The organism is uncultured Holdemanella sp. (assembly GCF_958348295.1).
Classification (GTDB): domain Bacteria; phylum Bacillota_I; class Bacilli_A; order Erysipelotrichales; family Erysipelotrichaceae; genus Holdemanella.
This window is the reverse complement of sequence record NZ_CATVYQ010000002.1, coordinates 58,389-82,895: the sequence shown is the minus strand read 5'-3', so window position 1 is coordinate 82,895 and position 24,507 is coordinate 58,389. Positions and strand designations below refer to the sequence as shown.

The following is a 24,507-nucleotide window of genomic DNA, read 5'->3' as shown; positions in this document are numbered from 1 at the left end:
TAACTCAATATGGCGTCCCAGATAGGAGTCGAACCTACGACCTTTCGCTTAGGAGCTGACCCTGTATTTTGTCCGCTTGATATTGTGAAGTGTTAATTGTGCCGTAAATACGGCATTTTTAGCACTTTTTTGATTCTTCATTTTTGTCCGTTTTGTGCTAATAAATAGGTTCGAATGATGGTTCGGATGACGTCATCCGAACCCCTCTAATTAGCAAAATATTAGCAAAAAAGTTCGAATTAGCACAGGTCGGTCGAACACTTTTCCCCCATTTTTGGGTGCCCCCGACATGCATTCGAACCCTATGGCACAGGGCCCGAAAAAATTTGGCGTCCCCGACAGAATCCGAACCGTTCGGATGCTCTCTTGAATGCCTACTAGACTCAAAATACAGTATTTACATAGTCTAAACACCTGACTATGAAGAAAGATTATTACAGTTTTGATGAATAAAGCTTACTATGCTATAGTTTCTTTAAAGAAACTCTTTATTAAAATCATTCAAATATAAAAAGATTGGAGAAAACATGAACAATGAAATTATTAAATTTGTAAATGGTGATTTACAGCTGGATGTTACAGTATCACCAGATAATGAAACAGTATGGTTAAATCGTAATCAACTTGCACAATTATTTGACAGAGACGTTAAAACCATTGGTAAGCATATTAACAATGCTTTAAAAGAAGAATTAGATGATTCAACTGTCGCAAAATTTGCGACAGTTCAAACTGAAGGAAACAGAAAAATACAAAGATCTATTGAATACTATAATTTGGATATGATTATTTCCGTGGGATATCGTGTGAAATCTCAAAATGGTGTTATCTTTCGAAAATGGGCCACTTCTATATTAAAAGACTACATGATGAAGGGATATGCAATAAATGAAAAAAGGATTGAGGTACTAAATAAAACTGTTTCAATTCAATCCAGAATGTTAGCTTCTACTTTAGGTATTGAGGAAAAAGAAGTTTTGAATGTCATTGAAGCCTATTCAAATGCACTATCATTACTTGATGATTATGATCATGGGTGTATTTCTAAACCAAAAGGTAAAGACTCTATTTACCAATTAACCTATGAAGAGTGCAGAACTCTTATTGATTCTATGAAATATGGTGGATTTTCTGATGTATTTGGTGTTGAAAAAGAACCAGGCAAATTGAATGGAATTATTGCAGCTGTATATCAAAATGTATTTGGACAAGAAGCCTATCCAAGCATTGAAGAAAAGGCAGCTAATCTACTGTACTTTCTAGTCAAAGATCATCCTTTTGTAGATGGATGCAAACGAATTGGCGCTTCCATTTTTCTTGAATTTTTGAATAAGAATCAACATTTAATCATTGATGGAAAACAAATCATTTCAGATAGCGCCTTAGTTGCTATTACATTAATGATTGCCGAATCTAGACCAGAGGAAAAAGAAACAATGGTCAAGCTAGTTATGAATTTCTTAAAAGCTTAATCTATGCTCTTTATTCCCTGCTCCTTTTACATAGCCAACAAATGGTTGGTTGTGGGAAAGGAGTTTTTTTATGTGTAAATGTAAAGTAATCGCAGTCACGAATCAAAAAGGTGGCGTTGGTAAAACAACAACAACAGAGAATGTAGCAATTGGTTTATCTCGACAGGGATTTGATGTATTAATTGTAGATTTTGATCCACAGGGTGATTTAACAAGTTGTTTAGGTTGGAAAAACAATGATGCACTCGAACATTCTGTATCTTCTATGCTAGATGATTATATAAATGACAATGATATTGATTATGATTCTTTGATTTTGCATCATGAAGAAGATGTAGATCTGATTCCGGCAAACATTGAATTGGCCGATTTTGAAATGCGTTTAGTCAGTGTCATTAACCGAGAACAGACATTAAGTAATTGTATTGAACCATTAAGAGATAAATACGATTACATCTTTATTGATTGTCCACCTTCTCTTGGTATGCTTACCGTCAATGCGTTGTCTGCTGCAGATGAAGTATTAATACCAGTACAAACACAGTATTTACCAGCTAAAGGAATGACGAAATTGTTACAGACGGTCACTAAAGTGCAGCGTAAGATCAATAGTAATTTGAAGATTACAGGAATTGTAATGACACTTGCAGATCTAAATACCAACATTACCAAAAGCACGATTGATACGATACGAGAAAGCTTTGGAAAGAACATCCGTGTATTTGATACGATCATTCCAAAAGCTACGAAAGCCAGTGAAGCATCTATTTCCGGTAAAAGTATCTATGCATATGCCAAAGATTCAAAAGTGGCTGTTGCTTATGATAATCTGACAAAAGAATTGATAAAAAATCCAAAAGTAAAACATAAAGATGAAATGAGTCTTTAGGAGAATTGAAATGAAAAACAATCATGTGGAATTATTTGGAACTTTGACAAGAGATATTGAAGTATCCAAGAATGGAAAAGGAAATAATTTTGTAAAGTTCTCTTTAGCTTGTTTAAGAGATGGAAAGAAACCATGGACAGATTATATTAACTGTATTGCCTTTGGTGATATGGCAGATGATATCTGTAAGCATGGTGATAAAGATACAGGATTTTGTATTGTTGGAAATCTTCGTACAAGCTCTTATGAAAAAGATGGTAAAAAACAGTATTCAACCAATGTCGTTGTTGAGTCTTTTGAATTGTTAAATGACTAGAATTAAACGATGTCCCTATTGTCATGGTGCAGCACATTTGTTGATTGACTGGGACAGTAAACGAATCAATGGCTATTATGGTCAATATGTTACATGTACTTTGTGTTCTGCCAGGGCACAGACTAGACAAACTTCTGATCAAGCTATTGATGAATGGAACAATCAAGCAATGAAAAGCACGATACAACTTACTCTATTTTAAAGGAGGTGGCACATTTGCCAAAACTAGATTTAGGATTGCCTAGCTATGATTCCCTTTTTTCTACGGAAGAAGAAAGACAAGAAGCTAATAGCGAAAAAGTAATGGCGATTCCTATAGATAAGATTACAGATTTTAAAGAACATCCCTTCCATGTCACGATGGATGAGGATATGGCAAAGCTTATTGATTCGATTAAAGAAAACGATATGCTGATGCCTGCATTAGTTCGTCCCAAAAAAGATGGAACGTATGAAATGATTTCCGGTCACAGGCGTAAATTTGCCTTGTCACAGCTAGGAAAAAAGGAAATGAATGTAATTATCCGTGATTTGGATGATGACCAGGCAACAATCTTAATGGTCGACTCCAATATTCAACGAGAAAACATTTATCCTAGCGAACGTGGTTATGCCTACAAAATGCGATTGGAAGCCATGAAACATCAAGGAAAACGAATTGAAGAAATACCAGATGATGAATTAGGAATTGAATATAAGACAACTTCGGGTCAAGTTGGCCCGAAGTCAGATGAAGAAAATCGTTCTGATTATGCATTGGCTGAGCAAGTTGGAATTAGCAGGAAACAAATTCAACGATTTATTCGCTTAACCTATCTGATTGAACCATTACAGGAAATGGTAGATGGACGACATGAAAATGAAATCAAGATTGCATTTAATCCGGCTGTTGAACTTTCATATTTAACAGAATCCGAACAGTATGATTTAGCCAATGCGATTGTTGAAAATCAAAGGACACCGTCACTTGCTCAATGTCAGGAATTCAAGCGGTTGAGTCATGATGGCAAGCTAACTACAGAATTCATTGAAGATACTTTATCGGAAGAAAAACCAAATCAAAGAGAAAAGTTATCTTTTCAAATGAAGGAAATCGATAAATATTTTCCCAAGGACTTCACACCAGGCAAGAAAAAGGATCTTATGATTCACTTGCTAGAAAACTGGGCAAAGAAAAGATCACGAGAACAAGAACGGTAGTTGAATGTGCAACTGCTTTTTTTCTACTTGTGATTGTTTCCAAACTGTTGGAGGGGCAGTTTGTCTTTGCATCAGGACGTGTGACTGTGACCTCCCCTAAAACCCCTCCTACCTACCGAAAGAATCTTTATTACCTACCGAAAAAGAAAAAATGTTGTTATTGAGTAAGTAGTAGAAATATTTGTATCTAGGTAATTATTTAGAAGAACTTGTATTTTAAAGATAGTAGAAATTATCAGTGAATATAATTGGAGGTTAAGTCAATGAAGACAAAGTTAATTGCGTTCTGTGTTTCAAGTGTACTTATTGGTACTGGAATTGTTTTCAACATGAACCAGGATGTATCTGTTCCAACAGTGGAAAAGTTTATGGAAGATACTTCTTTAAGTGTTAGTAAACATGAAGCTATAGTTAGTGAACATGAAAATGTTGGCAAAGATGAGAAAACAGGCGCTGGAGATACAATGAAGAAACCTGAATCCAAGGAAGAAAAACAGAAAGAAAAAGTTACGGGCAAAAGTGAATTCAAAACAACAAGTGTTTCTTCGGAAGGTAAAAGGCAAAATTCCAAGAAAGAAAGTTCTACTAAGAGTTCTTCTGGTTCAGACCAAAAATCTTCAACTTCAAACAGTTCCAATACATCAGATAAATCAAAAAAAGATGTTGTAAGTCAACCTATTGAAAAGCCTACTGAATCCAAACAAGAACCTGTAGTAGAATCTACACCTACTCCAGAACTAGCAAGGCCATGTTATGCTTGTCCTGGTGGAGTCAATCCAGATGTAAGTTGTGATGTGATTATGGATACGAACTTTTACTATGCAACTTATAGTTCACAGGCTGAAGCAGAGGTGGGCGGAATGTATTACCTGGATGAAGTAATGTACATCGGTGATATTGAAATTACAAACTATTCTGTTCAACCAGTATATCGAAATGATCACAGCATTGCTTATTATGGATTAAATCTTTGGAGCAATGGAAGTTTGATTCAATAAAAAAGGTTTATAAGAAAACTCATTTAAATTGTATCTTATTAGTAAAAATGATATATTATAAATGAAGAGTCGGTATGGAGACTATAAACCCATACCATTGGTCGGAACAAAGACCTAAAACTTGTTCCAGTGCAGAGAAAACTGCTAAACATCTTAAAAGGCGAGCAATCGCCTTTTAATTTTAGAAAGAGAGAATTGTATGAATAATATTTCATTTAAACAAAGGGTATGTCAATCAATAATTGATCAATCAAAAATATATAAAAAAATCTTTATTGATCGGCAATACCTAATTTGTTCGAAATGTTTTACGAATCGCAAATACTATATTTTAGTTGCAAACAAGGATAACTACTTGCATTTAGTAGGCGTTCATACAACTCTAACTCCTTCTGAATTTTTTGAAAAATGTTTTAATGATACTCTTACTGAAAATGATTTTGATTTTTCAAAAAAGAATCAAAGTGAAAAAAGTGTAAAAGGTTCGGTTAGAAGAAAAATATCAGCTTTAGAAAACATAAATAATTTTTTTGCACAAGAGCTATATATCGAAGAAGGGTTTCGCAAAAATAAAGTCAGTTGTGTAATTGCTACATCGGACAATAAAATAACAATTGGTTTTTCTGAAGGAATTTATTCAAGACCCAAAACACTTCTTAAAGGTAATATGCTTAATATGAGTACCAATCAAATTGACTTAATACTATCTAAAGAAAAAAAGGATAAAACATTTAATAAAATAGAATATGGAAATGAGCAAATATTATCTTATTATCATAAAGATATTTATCACTTGATATCAAAAAACTTAATCTAAATGAAATACATTATTTTAGCGAGGAAAAATTCTCGCTTTTTTGTTGCAACAACCTAAATGAAAGGAAAAAGAAGATGAAAAATATATTAAAGAAAGGCAGCAAGTTCTTTCTTTCTGCACTAGTGATATTGAATTCATTTATGAATATAATCACAGTACATGCAGAAGAAACTACTACAGAAAATGATTTAGATACAATTACAGAATTAGGCTATTTGGAAGATGTATTTCCTGATCAAATCATAAATGAAAATGATACGATGATGACCGATACAACTTCCTGTGGGACACGATATGCCATGATTTATATCGAAAACCAGTACGGATTTGATTATATCTCACATTTATATGTTGGTGATAAAACCGTATTTTGTATTGAGCCGATGCAATTGTTTATAGCTGGTAATGATTATGTTCCAGATAGTGCCAAATGGGATGAACTAAGTGAAAGCCAAAGACAAGCTATTTGGGAAATCAATTATTATGGTTATTCTTATCCAGGACATGAAAGTGAAAACTATTATGTAGCTACTCAAATCATGATCTGGCAAGTTGTTACTGGCAATTGGTATCAACCGTACTATATGGATGGAACGACAACATATGATATTTCAAATGAAATGAATGAAATTAACAACTTAAGAAGTACACCTCAAGGAAGACCTTCATTCAATAACCAAACAATCAAAATGGGACTAAATACTCCAGTTACTTTAACAGATTCAAAAGGAACATTAAGCAATTATTCTATTACAAGTGGAAATGGTGTTAATGCTTCTGTAAATGGAAATGATTTAACGGTATCCATCACTTCAGAAAACTATGATAAAACACTTACCTTCTCAAGAAACTTTGGAGCAAGAGACGTCAATATTATTTATGGAAGTGGAGGTTATCAGCGTGTTATTTATCTGGCAAGCAGAAGAGATCCTTCTCCTAATTTCAAATTAAATTTTGAATTGCTATATGCTGATATCGAAGTTGAAAAGCAAGATGCAGAAACTGGAACATCTACGCAAGGTGATGCAACTTTCAATGGAGCAACATTTGCCATCAAAGATTCAAGTGGAAATACTTTAGAAACAATTACGACAAATGGTTCAAAAGCTAAATCTAAAAAATATCCAGTGGGAACAACTTTGAATGTATGTGAGGTCACTTCTCCAGAAGGATATTTAACAAACAGTTCTTGTAATAGTGTTGAACTCAAATATTCAGGTAATAATACTCCTTCAACTTTTTCTACAACAATCAAAGATCAGGTTATTAAAGGTCGTATTGAAATTGCCAAGACAATCGATAAAGAGAAATATGGATTATTCCAGTCGAATGTTCAAAAGCCTGGTAAAGGATTTAAGTTTGATATTATCCTAAAATCAAGTGGCAAAGTTGTATCTACACTAACAACGGATGAAGATGGTCGAGCAATCAGTGATTATCTTCCTTATGGAACATATATCGTCAAAGAACATGAAACAACTGGCTATGATATTTTAAAACCATTTGAAGTAAAGATTGATAAAGATCAAAAGACCTATTTTTACAATATCTATAACGATACAATCAAAGCCGAATTAACCATCTATAAAACGGACAGTGAAACAGGTAAACGTATTCCTGCTGCTGGTGTTGAATTCAAAATCAAAGATGCAGATGGAAACTATGTAACTCAGACTGTGACATATCCTAAAAAATATACAACAGATGTATTTAAAACCGATGAGGATGGTTCTGTTCACTTACCTGCTCCTTTAAAATATGGAGAATATAAATTGGTTGAAATCAAAGCACCACATGGTTACGTATTAAAAGATACGGAAATTCCAATCAATGTAGATGGATCAAGTACAGAAATTTTTATGAACTTTGACAACAAAACACAAAAAGGACAGGTCTATGTTGAAAAGAGTGGTGAAATGTTGTCAGGAGCTAAAGAATCCGAAACAGATTATGGAACACTTTATTCACCAGTCTATAAAGAAAAATATCTATCTGGTGTTACGTATGAAATCACAGCACGTGAAGATATCGTTACTCCAGAAGGAACAGTATGGTTCCACAAAGGAGATGTTGTAGATACATTTACTACAGGTGATGGTGTTACAACTTCATCATTGCTTCAGTTAGGTAAATATTCTATTAAAGAAACCACAACACAGACTGGATATGTATTAGATGAAAACAGCTATAACTTTGATATTGAATATGCGGGTCAGATGATCGATGTAGTCGAAATCAAACAGTCTTATGTCAACGAAAGACAAAAGTTGGATTTACAGATCACTAAGACATTTGAAGATGAAGATAAAGAAGCCTACAAAGATGTTGTCTTTGGTGTTTATTCTAAAAAGGATATTACTGTAGATGATAAAGTCATCATTCCTGCTGATGGACTAGTTGGCACATTAACGATTGATAAAGATGGTAAAAATGTTGAACATTTAGATCTTCCTACAGGTGATTATTACGTTAAAGAACTTGAAACAAATGTAGGCTTTAAATTAGATGAAGAAAAACATGATTTCACATTCAACTATGATGAAGATACAACAAAATCAACTGTTATCGTTCCTATGGAATTGCACAATGAAAAACGTCGTATTGAACTAGATGTCAACAAGGTGGATAAAGATCATCATGATCATTTCTTAAATGGAGCCATTTTTGAAGTCTATGATAAGACAGCTAAATCTTTTGTCACTACCCTTGCATCTGGTCAGTTAATGATCGTTGGTGATGATGCTAATGAAGAATACGAAATCTCTAAGGATGAAGATTTCAAAAAGATCATCAAGACAGTTAAAACGGATGAAAATAAACAAATCATCTTAGATGTAGATGATGGAATTTATTATTCTCGTAAAGTTGGTGATGACAAGGTTAGTAAACATGTGATCAAAGATGGAAAAGCAGTATTAGCGGATGCCATTTACGGCCATGAATATGAGTTCAAGGAAATCAAAGCGCCTACTTCTTATCAGTTAGCCGATAAATCCAAAGCTTATAAAGTTGAAGGTGATAAGGATACGGATACAATCATTTATTATTTTGAAAATGCACGTATCGTTGTTCCAAATACAGGGGTATAAATAGTATGAAACATAAGAAAATAAAAATAGCAGCACTTGCGATAGTTACTGCAAGTCTATTAGGTGGCATTCTATATAGTGAGTTTGGAACAAAGAAATCTTATGATTATTCAGAATACTATGTAGAATCTAAACCAAGTAAAACAGCAAAGGATAATAAAGATGATAAGGGAGCTTCTGAAAAGGAGCTTTCTTTATCTTTACTCCAAAAAACAAATAAAGACGTAGTTGGTATTCTAGAATTCGATAATCGGGTTATTTATGAACCTGTTGTACAGGCTCCAGATAATGACTACTATGTGCGAAAAAACATCAAGAAAGAATATGCCAATGCAGGTATCCCTTTTGTATCAGCAGATGGAAATATTGATTCTAAAAATGTTGTCATCTATGGGCATTCTAGTAAATGGAATAGTATCATTTTTACTCCATTAATGAGCTATATTGATCAAAGCTGCTACAAAGAACATCAAACATTCAAGTTCATTACAGAAAATGAAACAAGAACTTATCAGATATTTGAAGTAATGAATGTAGATCTAAACAATTTAAATGATTCTTTAGAATTTACACAATCCAGTTGGGATTCAGATACTTCATTCAATGCCTTTATTTCTGATTCTATCAATCGAGGGCTTTATAAAACAGGTATTTCAGTCAATACGGATGATAAGCTGATGACTTTAGTGACTTGCGATACAAGAAATGATAACAAGAGAATTGTGATACTAGCAAAAAGAACAGACTAATTCAAAAAATCTATAAATTCATGAAATGTTAATAGTTCTATGCTACTGTTGGATTAGATAGATTACAAAACGAGGAGGCATAAAAATGTACGAACCTTACACAAGACAATCATTACCCTCAAAAGAATATCGTGAATTGTTGGGTAGTGCTCTGTGTGTCTTTAGTTCAAATAATGGATTTATTATAGAAAATATTATTCATACAAGCAATGCATATGATTGGTATAATCTTATTGATTTGGAATCTGGAAAACTTAAAAAATCTATAGCAGATACAATTTCTAGAAATACAGGAAATAAGGATATTGAAATATTATTTTCTGAAATAGTTGAGATGAGAAATAGAATAATTCATGGATTTAGAATTACATCAAAACAAGGAGAGCAAATACTTGCGACAAAAACTCGAAAAAAAGATGGAAATATTCAATTTGAAATAACCAAAGAATATTTGTTGGATTTTATAAAGAAAAATGAAGAGCTCAGTGATATGCTTTATAAATATCGTGGATATTAATGAATAAATTCATGTTGAGATACCATATGAAAGCATTACTTCGGTAGTGCTTTTCTTTTACCCTATTTTAGAAAGGACGGTGATGAGATGTTTAATTATAAATCTTCGGATGAAAAAACTAAACAAGCTTTTGAGATGATTGAACAAGGTGTAAAAGATGTTTATTCTTCTGATTCTTTTAAACGATATTTATCTTGTTGCAGCAAATTCCACAATTATTCATTGAACAACACTTTATTGATATTGGCTCAAAAGCCAGATGCAAGTTTAGTTGCAGGATATCGTTCCTGGCAGGCAAACTTTAATCGTCATGTGGATAAAGGTGAAAAAGGATTGATGATTCTTGCTCCTGTAACGTATAAAGAAGATCGATTAATTAATAAAGTAGATGAAAACGGAAATGTTGAATTGGATGAAGCTGGTTCACCTATTCAAGAACAACGGCAAGTGAATGTGACTCGTTTTAAAACAACTACTGTATTTGATATATCACAAACTTCTGGTGATCCTCTTCCCTCTTTGATTCATGATTTAACGGGTTCTAATAATGAAGCTAAGGCAATCATTCAATCCGTGCAATCTATCTGTACAATTCTCATTGAATTTAAAACAGAAACAGAAGATTTGAATCTCATGACAGGAGCTAAGGGATACTATTCTCCTAAAGAAGATAAGATTGTGATTAATAAAGATTTGGAAGATCTACAAATTGCCAAAACATTAATTCATGAGTATGCTCACAGCATACTTCATAAACAAACAGATAAAAATCAAAGCCAACGAGAAATTGAAGCCGAATCGTTGGCTTTTGTATTATGTGATCATTTTGGACTAGATACTTCTGAATATTCATTTGGTTATATTGCTAGCTATGCTGATAAAGATTTCGATGAATTGAAATCTATCTTAGTTAATATTCAAAGTACGGCTCATGAAATGATTGAACAACTAGAACCTGTATTCAAGGAGAAACTGCATATGATAGAAATGAAAAGTAAATATATAACACCATTAGAAATGGAACAAATGAATCATGATATTGTGATTCAAGTTTCTTCTTTGATGGAACAATATAAAGATGCATTAAATGATCCAAATGTATCCACTTCGGATATTCATGAAATGGTGGATCTACAAATCTATGATGTTATCAATAGTAAGCTTGAATATTCTGATCAAGCTTTTTTATTTGGAAACAATCACGACTATTATCAAACACTACGAACAATATGTTTTGAAGCATTCACGGATCCCAATTTTGATTTAAGTAAGAACTGGTTTATTGAAAATTCAATCGAACATAGAAACTATGAATTATTTGAACAGATTGCCCAACCATTACTTACAAATGATGCTTACTACATGAAATATGCAACACCTGGCTTTATGAATCTGAATGTGGAAATCATTGATGAAAATCGTTTTGCGATGGCTCATAACTATGAATTGAATGGAGATCTAATGGCTGATCCAGATATTGAATTTACAGTGGATAAAGATAACAGACTGCTCTATCCACAGTCTTATCAACAGGATAACCTTCAATTTTATGAACGAGTGGATGGTGATCCATTTCGTGCTAATGAACTCAATCGATTTATGAATCAGTGGATTCACAATATCCAGGAACAAAAATACAAAGTCGAAACGGTTTATACAGATGAATTCGAATTATCCACAAAAGAAAATCCAAGTGGTGTACGTAAGTTTTGTAAAGAACATGGAATTGCAAAAATGGCACCAAAAAACAAGGAGTTGGAAAGATGAGTCAACGATTTATACGAAAAGACGTTCTAGAAAAAGTAAGAACCTTATCTGCTTTTGATTATTTAAGAAACTATGCTCCAGACCTGTTAGTAAAAAATGGGAGAACAGATTATTATCATCGAGATCATGATTCCTTGCATTTTTCAAATGGAAAATGGTATTGGTGGTCACAAGGCAAAGGTGGAACATCTGCACTTGATTATTTGATTATTGTGGAAGGATATGAATTTAAAGATGCGTGTAACTATTTATCAGATTTAATGAATGTGAGTGCACCAGTTACCACTTATTATCATCCAAAACCTGTAAAACCATTTGAATTACCTATTAAAGATAAGAACAATGATTTAGTGATTCGTTATTTATGTGAAATTAGAAAAATCGATAAAGGAATTGTGGATGATTTCATATCCAAAGGAATGATTTATCAATCCGCTAACTTCAAGAATGCAGTGTTTGTTGGATATGATAAAGATAAACCAGCGTATGCATTTAAACGAAGTATCTTTAAAAATTTTAAATTGGATCATGCTGGAAGTAATAAAGCATTTAGTTTCAACTACACAAATGTAAATAATGATGTTCTTCATGTGTTTGAAGCAGCTATTGATTTATTATCCTATATGACTCTTTTGAAAATGGATGAAATGGATTATACCGAATTTAATTATCTGTCTCTTGCCGGAGCCAGTGATAAGATTACGAGTAAATCAGAAGCGGATATTCCTATTGCACTAAAAGCGTATTTAGAAAGAAATCCAAATATCAAAACAATTATCTTCCATCTAGATAATGATGAAGTTGGTATTGGTGCAACAGCAAAAATCATTTCTATTCTGAATTCAAAATATCAATGCATAGATGAACATCCGAAAATGCACAAGGATGTAAATGAATTGTTATTATATGTTAATAAAACAGCAAATAATTTATGAGAAATACAAATAATTTGATTTTGAAGCATTATTTAGCTATGATGATTATGCAAAGAAGAGCTTTTAAAAGCTTGGGCTGGTCGTAAGACCCGGGTCCACACATAGGCGGGTAAGACACCCGCCATTTCTTTTGGAAAGATGAGGATGCATGAAAGAAATCCGAAAAAATATAATTTGTGATTATTATTAAGGGAAAGTAGATACTTTCTCTTTTTTATTATTCAAATTTAGAAAGTAAAGGTGATGCAATTTGAATAAACAATTTGATTTATTTCAGAAAATGAAGATAAAAGAAGTCTGTGAAAATATCAGTCGTATGACCTATGCCTATATCAATCCAGACACAAAGCAGCCGACCGTTGTCCCATCAAAACATTATAAAGATATTCTAGATCAGCCTGTAGAAGTATTGGTTAATGATCAGGTAAAGAAACAATTTTTAAATATCATGTTTAAACAGATGAAAGCATTGAAGGATGAAGAACCAATCCTTTTTAATGAAACATTGTTGTTGATGGACTTAAATAAAACACCAGATAGCTTGGAACTTAATGAAGAAGCTGCATTAAAGATTACAGCTACAGAACTTGTAGAAAATGAAAAAACGCAAAAGAAGAAATTTCATCTTGTGGATAATGAATATTTGAATGCCTATGAATCCACAAAGAACGATTCAGAATTGATGGCTCAACTTTTTGGTGAACAACAAAATGAACGAGTTTATTCCATTGAACTCGATGAAATGGATATGGAAAAGCCAAAGTCAAAAGGAGGAAAGAACAATGACTTACAACACTAGAATTTATAATTACGCAAACTTACATTCAAAAGATAAACAAATCGTACAGGCACAATTACTCATGTTGGAATCTGTAGAAGATACCATTACAAATTACACATATGCAAAAGAAACTTCCACAAATACTTTAGAAACAATTTCCTTTGAAGAAGGAATCAATGCATTAGAAGAAGCAAAACGAAATATGTATAACGATATTGTTGAATACATGATATTTGCGATTGATAGTTATGAAGATGAAGTAAATGAAATAGATACCAGTGATCCCTTCTATGGATTGTATGAAGAAATGGAGAACTTAGAAAATGAATAATATAGAAACTATGGAATTCAGTACAGCTAATCTAGAAAGATTGGCTTTTTATTTTAAGAATTTAAAGATGGAGGTTAGTGGAAAATGGTACACAACGACAAAGTTTTAGATGATGTTAATGCTCTGCTTGATTACAATGCTGTGAAAGATTATTTGTTTATGACAGTTATCAATGTTGAAGAAAATAAAAATGATTTAACCACTATGCCTCACACCATTATTGGAGATCTTGCGATTGTTTATAAGGTCATGATCAAAACTACGGATGAACGTTTTTGTGCAGCTAAGGTTACAAATCAACTGATGGATGCCTATGGAATCGATGTAAATAAACTTCATAATGATGCACTTATCTCATCTCCAAACATGATGAAGCCTGAAATTCTTCCACTAGAAACCATGTTGATGGGAATTCCAAAAGATATAGCCTTAGAAGAAAAAGAACATCAACTTGTTGTTTTGACAAATGAACACAAGACAGATGGTGCAGCCACAATGTTCTATGCAGGGGTTTTAAATGATTTGGCTGAAAAATTAGAACATAACTTATATATTATTCCATCATCAACAGATGAGTGTATTGCATTATGTGATTCGCCATCTTTAAATATTGATCATGTCAAAGAAATGCTTCTTTCAGTTAACAAATCAGAGATGGTCGATCCTGATAAAAAGCTATCTGATCATTTGTATCATTACGATAAAGACGAACACATTTTAGAAAAAGCAGATGACTATGAAAAGCGAATCAATAAACATAAATATTCGCAATTGCTTCATTAGAGATTGGGGATTTCAAAATGATAAAATACGAAGATATCATTAAAAGAATTGCCAATATCGAAAAGAAAAAAATCAAAAATGAAGAACGAATCAAAGCACTTTCGGATGAAAACAATATTCTAACTGCGAATCTAAAATTATTGAATCAAAAGAAGGAAATGCTAGAAAAAATGGATCAAGATCTTGCAGATTTGATTTCGGACAAGAAAAAGACTGTAGCCAATTAATGTCTACAGTTGTAACAAGCAACGTCTTTTGGGGACAAAAGACAAGTATTTAGGGAATATCCCTAAGACCCTGAGCTATCACAATTTGTTGATAGCTCTTTTAAAATTGGAGGTACATGAAAATGTTTAATAGTATAACACTATGTTTTATCAGTTTCCTTGGTGGTGGAATGATTGGAATGGGTACAGTTTTATTTGTTCAGGGTGCTTTCTACAATGAAAACAAAATCGAAGAAAAAAGAAATCAAAGTCAGATTAACGAATAATGACTTGGATCATCTTAACAATCTGGTTAAAGAATCAAATCTATCACGAGAATCTTACCTTCGAATGTGTATAAACGGTTTGTTACCTAGACCTGCGCCTACTAAAGAATTCATCGAAGTAATCGAAATTTTAAGAGAGATTGCTGAAAACATGAATCAAATCGCGATATCTGTTTATACACAAAATGCAATGGATAAATCCTTTTACATGGAAAACTATGAAAAGCTGCAAGATCAAATCAATGAGATTATGATTTTGATTCGACAACCAATCAATATGGAGGAAGTATGGCAATTACCAAAATATGGGCAGTAAAAGATGATTTAAATCGTGTCCTAAACTATATTAAAAATCCAGATAAAACAAAAGAAGATATGAGTGATGGTTTAAAAGAAGTTTTAACTTACACTACCCAAGGCTATAAAACAAACGAAAAAGAGTTTATTACCGGAATCAATTGTGAACCTCGTACGGCCTTAAAACAGATGATGAATACAAAGCTTTCTTACAACAAGATGGATGGTCGCCTTGCCTTTCATGCGGTGCAATCTTTTAAGCCAGGTGAAGTGACACCAGAACAATGCCATGCATTAGGTGTTCAGCTTGCTAAACAAATGTGGGGCAATCGATTTGAAGTGGTTGTTTCTACTCATTTGGATAAAGACCATCTACACAATCATTTCGTGGTAAACTCCGTTTCCTGGGTAGATGGTAAAAAGTATGACAATAAGAAAGCTGATATCGATCACTTCCGTGAATTAAATGATGCAATCTGTAAAGAGCATGGTTTAACTGTCATCACAAAACCGGAAGGCAAAGCGATGAATTATGGAGAATGGAAAGCAGAAAAGAATGATTCTATCTATTTACGGAAATTGATTCGCTATGACGTGGATTCTGTTTTATTGTATGCAAGAACACCTGAACAGTTTCAATCTAGTCTTGAAGAAATTGGATATGTTGTAAATTTGAATGGTAAACATTGGACTTTAAAACATCCACAATCTAAAAGAACATTTCGCTTTTATAAACTGACTCGTGATAATCGCTATGATGAAGAACATTTGATGGAACGGATTAACAGTAACTTCTTGTTTCCCATGCAGTCATCTGTTAAAGATGTTATACCTTGTAAAGAATATCAAGGCAATCATAGAAAATTAAAAGGAATCAAAGCGATGTATATTCGATATTGTTTTGAATTAGGTATCTTAAAGCCAAAAGGCATACCACAAAAATATCCAAGTCCAACACTTAGAAAGGATTTGATTTATATGGACAAAATCACAGATGAAAATACATTCATTGGCAAGCACAATCTTGAAACAGTGGAAGATGTGCTTGCTTTTAAATTGGAATTAAACAATCAAATAGAAAACTGGATGAATCAAAGAAAATCCATTTACAACAAAATCAAAAGATGTCGTAATCATGATTTGAAACAACAATTAGAACAAGATCGAGATACACTCACTTCTAAAATTGCACATGGGAAAAAGGAAATTCGAATATGCGAAGATATAGAAAAGAGAGTACCCGATATTGAAGAAAAACTAAAAATGATAAATGCACTAGAAACACAGCGTATGCAAACACAAAAAGAATACGAAAGGAGCTTGAATTTATGAACAGTGCCGATACTGCAGATCAAATGATGAAGATGACATTAGAAGGTATTCAAGTAGCTGCTGAAATTGGATTAAAAGCTGGTGGTACAGCTGCCAAATCTTTAGCTGTCACTTTGTATGCAATCATTAGTGACAACAAGAAAATCAAAGGAAAAACAAATCTAGATAACCTATTAAAATCCAATAAGGAATTAAAAGTATTCGCGATTCACCATTCTGACTTAAAAAAGTTTTGTGAAGAAGCAAAACATTATGGTGTCCTCTATTCTGTATTAAAAGAAAAGAACAATACAGATGGGATCGTAGATATCATGGTCAAAGCAGAAGATGCTTCTAAGATATCTAGAATGGTAGATAAATTTGACTTAGCTACCATTGATACTAAAGCAATTCGTGAATCGGTTTTATCCCAACAAAAGATCAAAGATGCAAAGCCTTTAAGTGATGAAGAACATGATGCATTGTTATCAAAACTGATGGATGAAAAATCAAACCCCAACAAGGCTCGGACAAGCAAGGACGGTACTCCGTTCGAGCCATCTTCAAAAACATTGAAGAAAGAAAACAAGAAGAAAACCGTCGAAAGAAAAAAATCAACAGCTACTACGGATAGACCATCTGTTCGTCAGGAGCTAAAAGATATTAAGCAAGAACAGTTAAAATCTTCTGCACCAAAATATCCGGTAAGAAAGAAATCCAAAAAGAAAGTGAGATGACAAATATGCGTAACTGGTTTAAAAAACAAAATGATGAAATGATTGAAATCCAAGTCGATGATACAGAAAGAAGAATTATTGTACGTGCTCTTGCCGATTTAAGAGACAAACAACGCATGGCACATAAGAATTATGACTTTCTAGATTCATTGATTGTAAAAGTTTGTGATGCAAATTCACCTTCTATAAAAGATCATTATGAGAGATGCTAAAAAAGATGAATATGTGTTTCTTGGCTTATTACTAATACCAACAATTTGGTTTGCATTGCTTATTGCACCCTACATGGATAAAGGATTAATCAATGCAATTCCATATCTTAATGAAGCTTTAAATCATCCATTTCAAATTCAATGGACGAATTCAACATTAAAAACGATCGGTATCTTTCTGATAATCTATGTATTAGGTGTTGGGATGTATTTATCTTCATCTAAAAACTATAGAAGAACTGAAGAATACGGATCAGCTAAATGGGCAAATCCCAATACTGTTTGTAAGAAATACGCGAATAAAGATTACTTTGCTAACAAAGTCTTTTCACAAAATGTACGAATGGGGTTAGATGGTAAAAAACATCGTCGAAACTTAAATACAGTTGTGATTGGTGGCTCTGGTGCTGGAAAGACAAGATTTTATGCAAAACCAAACATCATGCAGTGTAATACAAGTTTTGTTGTATTGGATCCCAAAGGTGAAATCATTCGAAGTGTTGGTCATCTATTAGAAGAGAATTGTTATGTCATTAAAGTCATTGACTTGATTGATATGTCTAAATCTCTTGGATATAATCCATTCCATTATATTCAAAGTGATAAGGATGTACTTAAATTAATTACCAACTTGATCCGTAATACAACACCTAAAGGTTCTTCTACCAATGATCCATTCTGGGAAAAGAGTGAAACAGCACTATTGGAAGCGCTGATGTTATATCTGTACCATTATGCACCAGAAGATGAACAGAATTTTACAATGGTCATGGAAATGCTCAATTATGCAGAAGTCAAAGAAGATGAAGAAGACTACGAAAGTCCATTGGATGAGTTATTTAAAAGACTAGAAATGATAGATTCTAATTCATTAGCTTTAAAACAATACAAGATTTATAAACAAGCAGCAGGTAAAACCGCCAAATCGATTCTGATTTCGGTTGGTGTAAGACTTGCTGCTTTTAATTTGGAAGAACTTGCATCATTAACCAAATATGACGAGATGGAATTAGAACAGATTGGAGAAAGAAAAACGGCTTTATTTGCGATTATTCCAGACAACGATTCCACATTCAATTTTGTAGTTGGAATGTTGTACACCCAGTTATTTCAAATGTTGTATTACCAGGCGGATTATGTACATGGTGGAGAACTTCCTGTACCCGTCCATTTCTTGATGGATGAATTTGCCAATGTTGCTTTACCAGATGAATTTGATAAATTGCTTTCAACCATGCGTTCAAGACAGATCTTTGTATCCATTATTTTACAGAACCTGGCTCAGATCAAAGCGTTATACAAAGATAGCTGGGAATCCATTTTAGGTAACTGTGATGAAACGTATTACCTAGGTGGTAATGAACAAAGTACACATAAATACATCAGTGAATTGCTGGGAAAAGAAACATTGGATACAAATACGTATGGCAAATCTGAAGGAAGAAGTGGTAATTATTCTACAAATTATCAACAGACAGGAAGAGAGCTTTTAACCGCAGATGAAGTTCGATTGTTGGATAACAACTATGGACTTCTTTTTATTAAGGGAGAACGCCCTGTTAAAGATAAAAAATATGATTTATTAAAACATCCAAATATTAAGCAGACATTGGATGGAGGACGAGAGCCTTATATTCATGGGCAAACGTATCATTTCATTGATGATTGGCAAAATATTCTTTTGACTGATAACGAATATGAATTGTTAGATCAAGAAGAAGTAGAAAAATATGTAAAGGAGATCAAAGAAAATGAAGAAAACAAAAACAATTAGAAAAGTAGTGTTCTATGCTTATACAGCATTGATACTCATCACAAACTTTATAACACCTGTCTATGCAGCTAATGATCCAGTCACTGTAGTCAATAATTTCAGTGATTTTATGTTTGGACTTATTCGAGCTATTGGAATGATTCTATTGGGCTTTGGAATTGTGCAGGTTGGTTTATCTTTAAAAAGCCACGATCCAAGCCAAAGAGCAAATGGATTTATGACTGTTGCTGGTGGAATTATTATTACGTTTGCGAAAGAGATTTTAAATATTATTGTAGGTTAATGTATGGATGGAATCATCGATAACCTAACAAGTGCCATTAATACTTGGAATTCTAAACTTGCTGAAATATGGTTGTTGCTTACTGAATCACCAGAGTCATTTAAAGGTGGTGATATATGGAAAATCATTGTAAAAGTACATGAAGGCTTACAAGCTATTGGGCTTGCCCTTCTTGTACTTTTCTTTGTATGGGGATTAATACGAACTTGTACTAGCTGGCAGGATGTTAAACGACCAGAACAAGCCTTCAAACTATTTCTAAGATTTATCATCGCAAGAACTTTAGTACTTTATGGAATGGAACTTATGACGAAAATATTTGAAATCGTACAAGGAATTATCCAATCGATTACAGAAACTGTTGGACTTGGAGTATCTAACGAAACAGTGATTCCACAAGAAATTGTAGATGCAGTAAGTAATACTGGTTTTCTAGAATCTATCCCATTATGGGCTGTGACCTTACTAGGATCTATATTTATCACAATATTATCTTTCGTGATGATTTTAACAGTATATGGAAGATTCTTTAAACTATACATGTATACAGCTATATCTCCAATCCCACTTGCAGCTACTGCAGGAGAAAGCACACAAAATATCGCTTTTACATTTATTAAAAGCTATGCAGGAGTATGTTTAGAAGGAGCTATCATCGTCCTAGCATGTATTATCTTCTCTACCTTTGCATCAAGTCCACCAGTAGTAGATTCAACAGCATCTAGTGTATCTATGGTATGGAGCTACATTGGAGAATTAATATTCAACATGTTGGTTCTTGTAGGGACAATCAAGATGTCAGATCGTATCGTAAAGGAGATGATGGGATTGTAAAAATATTGTTGACAAATTATTAAATTAATATTATTTTAATATTAGATTAATAATTTAGGAGTGATAAAATGAGTTTCAATTTAATGACTGTTTTTAAAAATTCAGATTTAAAAAAAGTTGGGCAAACAGCGGAGAATATTATTTCATTAGCTTTTAAAACAAATAATAAAACTGGTGCGAAAATTGCTAGAGCTGTAATGGATAATGGAACTACTCTAATTAAAACTGTAACTGCTACTGGAACAGTTTTGGAAAGTGTCATTAAACTTCCTGAAATCAGATCTGTAGCAGAACGAAATTCTGTCATAGCAGATTTGGCAAAAAATAAAATGACTCAAGAGCAAATTGCAGCTATGCTCGATATATCACAAGCTACAGTTTCAAATGTATTAAGAAATTCAAAAAAATAGAGGTGTGGATATGTCATTATCAGCAAAACAATTAGGTGAAAAAATTGGATTAAATGCCCAAGAAATGAACACTTTATTAAAAGAAGAAGGTTATTTGAGCGGAGAACCTGGAAATTATAATGTAACAGCCACAGGTGATTCCTATGTTAGTGAAAAAAGTTGGAGTAATGGTTATGGGGGTTATGCAGCACGTGGATATTCTTATAATGTTTGGGATGAATCAATCTTAGATAGATTAGATACATCAAATGAAAATTTGAGAATAATTCGTGAAAAAACTTCTTTAGAAAGAAAAAATAGAAGAGCAGAGAAAGAAAAAAGAAGTCAAGAATACTGGCAAGCACATTCTCCACTATATAAAAAAGACAATGTAAATGAAGAGCAACTGGAAATATCAGGAACAGAGTTAATCATAGGTATTGGTATAGTTGCAGGAGTTAGTTACTTAACTTACCTTGGATATAGTAAAATTAAAAATATGTATATCAAACATAAACATAAGAAAGAAATTCAAAATAGGCAGGATTAATCTCCTGCTTTTATTATGCCTTTTTGGCAAGAAAGGAACACAAAATGAAAGATATTATATTAAATCAAATTATTTTAAAAACAGGAGACACGATTCAAATTCAAGAACCATTGAATTTACCTATGAATCAAAAGATTATGTATAAGATTGAACATGAAGAAGATAAGGTAGTTGTTCATAGCAATAATGGAGATATTGTAATACCGGTAGAAAACATATTATTTGCGACTTCTGTTCCATTTGATGATGGAGAAGCAGATGAAATCTAATTTTGAAATTAAGATCAACAAGGAAATACGAGATTATACCGAAAGCATACTTCTTGGCCTATCTTTACGTCAAACTATCTTTTCGATACTAGCGTGTGCTGTTGCATGTGGTTTGTATTTTTTATTCAAAGAAAGACTTGGTACAGAAGTTACCAGTTGGCTATGTATGCTTGGTGCTACACCATTTGCAGCATTTGGCTTTATTAGATTTCAAGGTATGTATACAGAAGATATTGTGAAGATGGCAATATCTTCTTTTCTTTTATCAACAAGAAACTTAATCAATACACCTTTTAATCTATATTACGAAATATTGGAACCATCGATTAAACAATCAAGAAAGGAGTCGATTGTACATGATAAAAAGCTACGAAAGATTGAAAAAGCTCAACAAAGAAAAAATAAGAGTGCCTAGAATTGTTCAGGATACCATCCCGGTAGATACAATCTATAAGGATGGTATTTTTAAATCTGGTAATAAATATACAAAGAGTTACAGGTTCTTAGATATCAACTATAAGATTGCATCTGGTGAAGATAAAAATAATCTCTTTTTAAGCTATAGTGATTTACTGAATTCTTTTGATTCTTCTGTTATGACAAAGATAACTATCAACAATCGAAAAGTGGATATTAAAAAGTTTAAAGAGGATATCTTGATTCCGTTAAAACAAGATAACTTAGATCCATATCGAGAAGAATACAATAATATGCTTCTAGATAAGTTATCCGAAAGTGATGACATTGTTCAAGAAAAATATATTACGGTAACAATTTTTAAAAACAGTATAGAAGAAGCAAGATTCACCTTTTCTAGAATCACCACTGAATTCTCTACCCTATTTGCACGTCTTGGCTCTTCTTGCATTGAATTAAATGCGGAAGAACGATTAAAAATGCTTCATGATTTTTATCGTAGTGAAACGGAAGAGTTTTCTCTCGACATGAATGATTTGGCTAAGAAAGGTCATTCTTTTAAGGATTTGATTACGCCTAGAATGAGTAAATACCACAACAAATATTTTGAATTTGATGATAAGTTTGGAAGAGTTCTTTATTTAAGCAATTATCCTGGCTTTTTAAAGGATGAATTTGTATCCGAACTTTGTGATTTAAACAAGAATCTCATGTATTCTATGGACATTATTACAATTCCTACTGATGAAGCAGTTAGAGAAGTAGAAAATAAGTTTTTAGGTGTAGAAAAGAATATTACCGATTGGCAAATGAAGCAAAATCGGAATAATAACTTCTCTGCTATCATCCCTTATGACATGGAGCTACAACGTAAGGAATGTAAGGAATTCTTAGACGATTTAATTGTACGAGATCAAAGAATGATGCTTTGTAATATTGCGGTTGTTCATCTTGCCGATTCATTAGAAGAACTGGATAAAGATAGTGAAACATTAAAAGCAGTAGCTCGAAAATATGTTTGTGAATTAGAAACACTCTACTTTTCAAAAAGACAATTGGACGGTCTACAAACAGCCCTTCCTATTGGTGTCAACAAACTCAATATCACTCGTACCCTGCTTACAGAAAGTGCTGCTGTATTTATTCCCTTTAGAGCCCATGAAATTATGCAGAAAGGTGGTATTTGGTATGGACAGAATGCCATTACCAACAATCCGATTCTTTGTAACAAAGCTTTATTACAAAATCCAAACTCCTTTGTATTAGGTATTCCTGGATCAGGTAAATCTTTTCTTACAAAAGAAGAAATTGAATTCTTAATTCTGTCTACGAATGACGATATTATTATTGCGGATCCAGAAGGCGAATATGATCCAATCATTAAAGCGATGAAAGGACAGATTATTCGTATTGGAACGAACAGTAAAGATTATATTAATGCCATGGATATGTCAGAAGGATATGGAGATAGTGGTAATGCGATTGCAGATAAATCTCAATTTATCATGTCTTTATTCGAACAGTTAGATACGAATCATGGTGGTATATCCCCTATTGATCGTTCTATTATCGATCGTTGTGTATCTTTGGTTTATCAGGATTGCATGAAAAATAACTATGTTCCTACACTAAAGCATCTTTACAATAAATTATTAGAACAAAGTGAACCAGAAGCTAAATCATTAGCTATTAAGCTTGAATTATTTACAAATGGATCCTTGAACATCTTTGCCCATGAAACCAATGTAGATATCAAATCTAGAATCCTATCTTTCAATATCTTTAATTTAGGAAAACAATTAAAAACGATGGGATTACTTGTGATTACGGATGCCATTATCAACCGTGTCAATGAAAATTGGAGAAAAGGAAAACGTACACATGTCTTCATTGATGAGATTCATGTTATCTTTGAAAATGAAGAAAGTGCAACCTTCTTTGCATCTGCATGGAGACAATTCCGTAAAAGAGATGCCTATCCAACGGGTATTACACAAAATGTTAAATATCTTCTCTCTTCTCAGCAAGGTACAAGCATGTTGTCGAACTCTGAATTTATTGTCATGTTGAATCAATCTGCCAACGATAGAGAAGATTTAGCTAGACTTTTAAATATTTCAGAAGAACAGATGGGATACATTACAAATGCACCAACTGGATCTGGATTAATCAAGTATGGAGGTTCCATTGTTCCTTTTGTGAATAAGATGCCAAAAGGATTATTGTATGACTTAAATACAACTAAACCAGGAGATAGAAAGATATTACAAAATTAGCTTACGTTACTGAACATTCTT

At 32.9% G+C, this 24,507-nt stretch carries 29 protein-coding genes; all 29 read left to right on the top strand.

The genetic code is table 11. From position 1 onward, the window contains the following. Positions 1-527 precede the first annotated feature (527 nt). On the top strand, positions 528-1,472 hold the full coding sequence (rhuM, locus tag Q3907_RS00900; protein WP_301896783.1) for a RhuM family protein: 945 nt from the start codon (positions 528-530) through the stop codon (positions 1,470-1,472). A gap of 70 nt (positions 1,473-1,542) precedes the next feature. Beyond that, positions 1,543-2,361 carry a ParA family protein gene (locus Q3907_RS00895; protein WP_288002564.1) on the top strand — a complete coding sequence of 273 codons (819 nt, stop codon included), beginning with the start codon at positions 1,543-1,545 and terminating at the stop codon, positions 2,359-2,361. A gap of 10 nt (positions 2,362-2,371) precedes the next feature. Further along, positions 2,372-2,677: a single-stranded DNA-binding protein gene (locus Q3907_RS00890; RefSeq protein ID WP_288002566.1), complete on the top strand. Its 306-nt coding sequence runs from the start codon at positions 2,372-2,374 to the stop codon at positions 2,675-2,677. Beyond that, a complete protein-coding gene (locus tag Q3907_RS00885) occupies positions 2,670-2,879 on the top strand; it encodes a Lar family restriction alleviation protein (protein ID WP_301896780.1) in 210 nt (69 codons plus the stop codon). Before Q3907_RS00890 ends, Q3907_RS00885 begins: the two co-directional genes overlap by 8 nt. Positions 2,880-2,884: 5 nt before the next feature. Then, the gene (locus Q3907_RS00880; protein ID WP_301896785.1) at positions 2,885-3,877 is read left to right on the top strand and encodes a ParB/RepB/Spo0J family partition protein; all 993 of its coding nucleotides are present in this window, start codon (positions 2,885-2,887) and stop codon (positions 3,875-3,877) included. Positions 3,878-4,140: 263 nt separating this feature from the next. Next, entirely contained in the window at positions 4,141-4,875 is a 735-nt protein-coding gene (locus tag Q3907_RS00875) for a hypothetical protein (protein ID WP_217797733.1), read from the top strand. A gap of 199 nt (positions 4,876-5,074) precedes the next feature. After that, a complete protein-coding gene (locus Q3907_RS00870) occupies positions 5,075-5,692 on the top strand; it encodes a PBECR4 domain-containing protein (protein WP_217293605.1) in 618 nt (205 codons plus the stop codon). 140 nt (positions 5,693-5,832) lie between these two features. Next, positions 5,833-8,781 (top strand): SpaA isopeptide-forming pilin-related protein, encoded by a 2,949-nt coding sequence (locus Q3907_RS00865; protein WP_288002571.1) that lies wholly within the window; start codon positions 5,833-5,835, stop codon positions 8,779-8,781. A gap of 5 nt (positions 8,782-8,786) precedes the next feature. Continuing rightward, positions 8,787-9,530 (top strand): class B sortase, encoded by a 744-nt coding sequence (locus Q3907_RS00860; protein ID WP_217293393.1) that lies wholly within the window; start codon positions 8,787-8,789, stop codon positions 9,528-9,530. An 85-nt stretch (positions 9,531-9,615) separates the two neighbouring features. Then, positions 9,616-10,047: a hypothetical protein gene (locus Q3907_RS00855; protein WP_003864649.1), complete on the top strand. Its 432-nt coding sequence runs from the start codon at positions 9,616-9,618 to the stop codon at positions 10,045-10,047. An 87-nt stretch (positions 10,048-10,134) separates the two neighbouring features. Then, positions 10,135-11,814 carry an ArdC-like ssDNA-binding domain-containing protein gene (locus tag Q3907_RS00850; protein ID WP_301896777.1) on the top strand — a complete coding sequence of 560 codons (1,680 nt, stop codon included), beginning with the start codon at positions 10,135-10,137 and terminating at the stop codon, positions 11,812-11,814. Continuing rightward, positions 11,811-12,749 (top strand): DUF3991 and TOPRIM domain-containing protein, encoded by a 939-nt coding sequence (locus Q3907_RS00845; RefSeq protein WP_301896776.1) that lies wholly within the window; start codon positions 11,811-11,813, stop codon positions 12,747-12,749. Before Q3907_RS00850 ends, Q3907_RS00845 begins: the two co-directional genes overlap by 4 nt. 250 nt (positions 12,750-12,999) lie before the next feature. Next, positions 13,000-13,548, top strand: a complete 549-nt coding sequence (locus Q3907_RS00840) for a hypothetical protein (protein WP_217293349.1) — start codon at positions 13,000-13,002, stop codon at positions 13,546-13,548. Next, positions 13,532-13,861 (top strand): hypothetical protein, encoded by a 330-nt coding sequence (locus Q3907_RS00835; RefSeq protein WP_256268411.1) that lies wholly within the window; start codon positions 13,532-13,534, stop codon positions 13,859-13,861. Before Q3907_RS00840 ends, Q3907_RS00835 begins: the two co-directional genes overlap by 17 nt. A gap of 84 nt (positions 13,862-13,945) precedes the next feature. Next, the gene (locus Q3907_RS00830; RefSeq protein ID WP_301896773.1) at positions 13,946-14,644 is read left to right on the top strand and encodes a DUF5688 family protein; all 699 of its coding nucleotides are present in this window, start codon (positions 13,946-13,948) and stop codon (positions 14,642-14,644) included. 17 nt (positions 14,645-14,661) lie between these two features. After that, complete coding sequence (locus Q3907_RS00825) at positions 14,662-14,871, top strand: hypothetical protein (protein WP_003864658.1); 210 nt, start codon at positions 14,662-14,664, stop codon at positions 14,869-14,871. Between the two features lie 122 nt (positions 14,872-14,993). After that, entirely contained in the window at positions 14,994-15,137 is a 144-nt protein-coding gene (locus Q3907_RS00820; protein ID WP_003864659.1) for a hypothetical protein, read from the top strand. A 64-nt stretch (positions 15,138-15,201) separates the two neighbouring features. Further along, the gene (locus Q3907_RS00815) at positions 15,202-15,453 is read left to right on the top strand and encodes a hypothetical protein (RefSeq protein ID WP_050755934.1); all 252 of its coding nucleotides are present in this window, start codon (positions 15,202-15,204) and stop codon (positions 15,451-15,453) included. Further along, positions 15,426-16,766: a relaxase/mobilization nuclease domain-containing protein gene (locus Q3907_RS00810; RefSeq protein ID WP_301896771.1), complete on the top strand. Its 1,341-nt coding sequence runs from the start codon at positions 15,426-15,428 to the stop codon at positions 16,764-16,766. Before Q3907_RS00815 ends, Q3907_RS00810 begins: the two co-directional genes overlap by 28 nt. After that, entirely contained in the window at positions 16,763-17,482 is a 720-nt protein-coding gene (locus Q3907_RS00805; RefSeq protein WP_003864662.1) for a PcfB family protein, read from the top strand. Before Q3907_RS00810 ends, Q3907_RS00805 begins: the two co-directional genes overlap by 4 nt. A gap of 5 nt (positions 17,483-17,487) precedes the next feature. Beyond that, entirely contained in the window at positions 17,488-17,694 is a 207-nt protein-coding gene (locus Q3907_RS00800) for a hypothetical protein (RefSeq protein ID WP_147587362.1), read from the top strand. After that, on the top strand, positions 17,681-19,468 hold the full coding sequence (locus Q3907_RS00795) for a VirD4-like conjugal transfer protein, CD1115 family (protein ID WP_003864664.1): 1,788 nt from the start codon (positions 17,681-17,683) through the stop codon (positions 19,466-19,468). Before Q3907_RS00800 ends, Q3907_RS00795 begins: the two co-directional genes overlap by 14 nt. Further along, entirely contained in the window at positions 19,446-19,751 is a 306-nt protein-coding gene (locus Q3907_RS00790; RefSeq protein WP_003864665.1) for a hypothetical protein, read from the top strand. The genes Q3907_RS00795 and Q3907_RS00790 overlap by 23 nt, the downstream gene beginning before the upstream one ends. A 3-nt stretch (positions 19,752-19,754) precedes the next feature. After that, on the top strand, positions 19,755-20,585 hold the full coding sequence (locus tag Q3907_RS00785) for a hypothetical protein (protein ID WP_301896763.1): 831 nt from the start codon (positions 19,755-19,757) through the stop codon (positions 20,583-20,585). Between the two features lie 68 nt (positions 20,586-20,653). Then, positions 20,654-20,995, top strand: coding sequence for a helix-turn-helix domain-containing protein (locus tag Q3907_RS00780; RefSeq protein WP_118325418.1), 342 nt, complete (start codon positions 20,654-20,656; stop codon positions 20,993-20,995). Between the two features lie 10 nt (positions 20,996-21,005). After that, the gene (locus Q3907_RS00775) at positions 21,006-21,524 is read left to right on the top strand and encodes a hypothetical protein (protein WP_118325417.1); all 519 of its coding nucleotides are present in this window, start codon (positions 21,006-21,008) and stop codon (positions 21,522-21,524) included. Between the two features lie 44 nt (positions 21,525-21,568). Further along, the gene (locus tag Q3907_RS00770) at positions 21,569-21,793 is read left to right on the top strand and encodes a hypothetical protein (protein WP_301896760.1); all 225 of its coding nucleotides are present in this window, start codon (positions 21,569-21,571) and stop codon (positions 21,791-21,793) included. Then, entirely contained in the window at positions 21,783-22,208 is a 426-nt protein-coding gene (locus Q3907_RS00765; protein WP_301896759.1) for a PrgI family protein, read from the top strand. The genes Q3907_RS00770 and Q3907_RS00765 overlap by 11 nt, the downstream gene beginning before the upstream one ends. Continuing rightward, positions 22,150-24,486, top strand: a complete 2,337-nt coding sequence (locus tag Q3907_RS00760; protein ID WP_301896758.1) for a VirB4-like conjugal transfer ATPase, CD1110 family — start codon at positions 22,150-22,152, stop codon at positions 24,484-24,486. The genes Q3907_RS00765 and Q3907_RS00760 overlap by 59 nt, the downstream gene beginning before the upstream one ends. The last annotated feature ends 21 nt before the right edge of the window (positions 24,487-24,507 follow it).

Bases quoted from the DNA above. Each gene is read 5' to 3' on its own strand.
- rhuM (WP_301896783.1), top strand. From the start codon at position 528: ATGAACAATGAAATTATTAAATTTGTAAATGGTGATTTACAGCTGGAT.
- Q3907_RS00895 (WP_288002564.1), top strand. From the start codon at position 1,543: ATGTGTAAATGTAAAGTAATCGCAGTCACGAATCAAAAAGGTGGCGTT.
- Q3907_RS00890 (WP_288002566.1), top strand. From the start codon at position 2,372: ATGAAAAACAATCATGTGGAATTATTTGGAACTTTGACAAGAGATATT.
- Q3907_RS00885 (WP_301896780.1), top strand. From the start codon at position 2,670: ATGACTAGAATTAAACGATGTCCCTATTGTCATGGTGCAGCACATTTG.
- Q3907_RS00875 (WP_217797733.1), top strand. From the start codon at position 4,141: ATGAAGACAAAGTTAATTGCGTTCTGTGTTTCAAGTGTACTTATTGGT.
- Q3907_RS00870 (WP_217293605.1), top strand. From the start codon at position 5,075: ATGAATAATATTTCATTTAAACAAAGGGTATGTCAATCAATAATTGAT.
- Q3907_RS00865 (WP_288002571.1), top strand. From the start codon at position 5,833: ATGAATATAATCACAGTACATGCAGAAGAAACTACTACAGAAAATGAT.
- Q3907_RS00860 (WP_217293393.1), top strand. From the start codon at position 8,787: ATGAAACATAAGAAAATAAAAATAGCAGCACTTGCGATAGTTACTGCA.
- Q3907_RS00855 (WP_003864649.1), top strand. From the start codon at position 9,616: ATGTACGAACCTTACACAAGACAATCATTACCCTCAAAAGAATATCGT.
- Q3907_RS00850 (WP_301896777.1), top strand. From the start codon at position 10,135: ATGTTTAATTATAAATCTTCGGATGAAAAAACTAAACAAGCTTTTGAG.
- Q3907_RS00845 (WP_301896776.1), top strand. From the start codon at position 11,811: ATGAGTCAACGATTTATACGAAAAGACGTTCTAGAAAAAGTAAGAACC.
- Q3907_RS00835 (WP_256268411.1), top strand. From the start codon at position 13,532: ATGACTTACAACACTAGAATTTATAATTACGCAAACTTACATTCAAAA.
- Q3907_RS00830 (WP_301896773.1), top strand. From the start codon at position 13,946: ATGGTACACAACGACAAAGTTTTAGATGATGTTAATGCTCTGCTTGAT.
- Q3907_RS00825 (WP_003864658.1), top strand. From the start codon at position 14,662: ATGATAAAATACGAAGATATCATTAAAAGAATTGCCAATATCGAAAAG.
- Q3907_RS00820 (WP_003864659.1), top strand. From the start codon at position 14,994: ATGTTTAATAGTATAACACTATGTTTTATCAGTTTCCTTGGTGGTGGA.
- Q3907_RS00815 (WP_050755934.1), top strand. From the start codon at position 15,202: ATGTGTATAAACGGTTTGTTACCTAGACCTGCGCCTACTAAAGAATTC.
- Q3907_RS00810 (WP_301896771.1), top strand. From the start codon at position 15,426: ATGGCAATTACCAAAATATGGGCAGTAAAAGATGATTTAAATCGTGTC.
- Q3907_RS00805 (WP_003864662.1), top strand. From the start codon at position 16,763: ATGAACAGTGCCGATACTGCAGATCAAATGATGAAGATGACATTAGAA.
- Q3907_RS00800 (WP_147587362.1), top strand. From the start codon at position 17,488: ATGCGTAACTGGTTTAAAAAACAAAATGATGAAATGATTGAAATCCAA.
- Q3907_RS00795 (WP_003864664.1), top strand. From the start codon at position 17,681: ATGAGAGATGCTAAAAAAGATGAATATGTGTTTCTTGGCTTATTACTA.
- Q3907_RS00790 (WP_003864665.1), top strand. From the start codon at position 19,446: ATGAAGAAAACAAAAACAATTAGAAAAGTAGTGTTCTATGCTTATACA.
- Q3907_RS00785 (WP_301896763.1), top strand. From the start codon at position 19,755: ATGGATGGAATCATCGATAACCTAACAAGTGCCATTAATACTTGGAAT.
- Q3907_RS00780 (WP_118325418.1), top strand. From the start codon at position 20,654: ATGAGTTTCAATTTAATGACTGTTTTTAAAAATTCAGATTTAAAAAAA.
- Q3907_RS00775 (WP_118325417.1), top strand. From the start codon at position 21,006: ATGTCATTATCAGCAAAACAATTAGGTGAAAAAATTGGATTAAATGCC.
- Q3907_RS00770 (WP_301896760.1), top strand. From the start codon at position 21,569: ATGAAAGATATTATATTAAATCAAATTATTTTAAAAACAGGAGACACG.
- Q3907_RS00765 (WP_301896759.1), top strand. From the start codon at position 21,783: ATGAAATCTAATTTTGAAATTAAGATCAACAAGGAAATACGAGATTAT.
- Q3907_RS00760 (WP_301896758.1), top strand. From the start codon at position 22,150: ATGATAAAAAGCTACGAAAGATTGAAAAAGCTCAACAAAGAAAAAATA.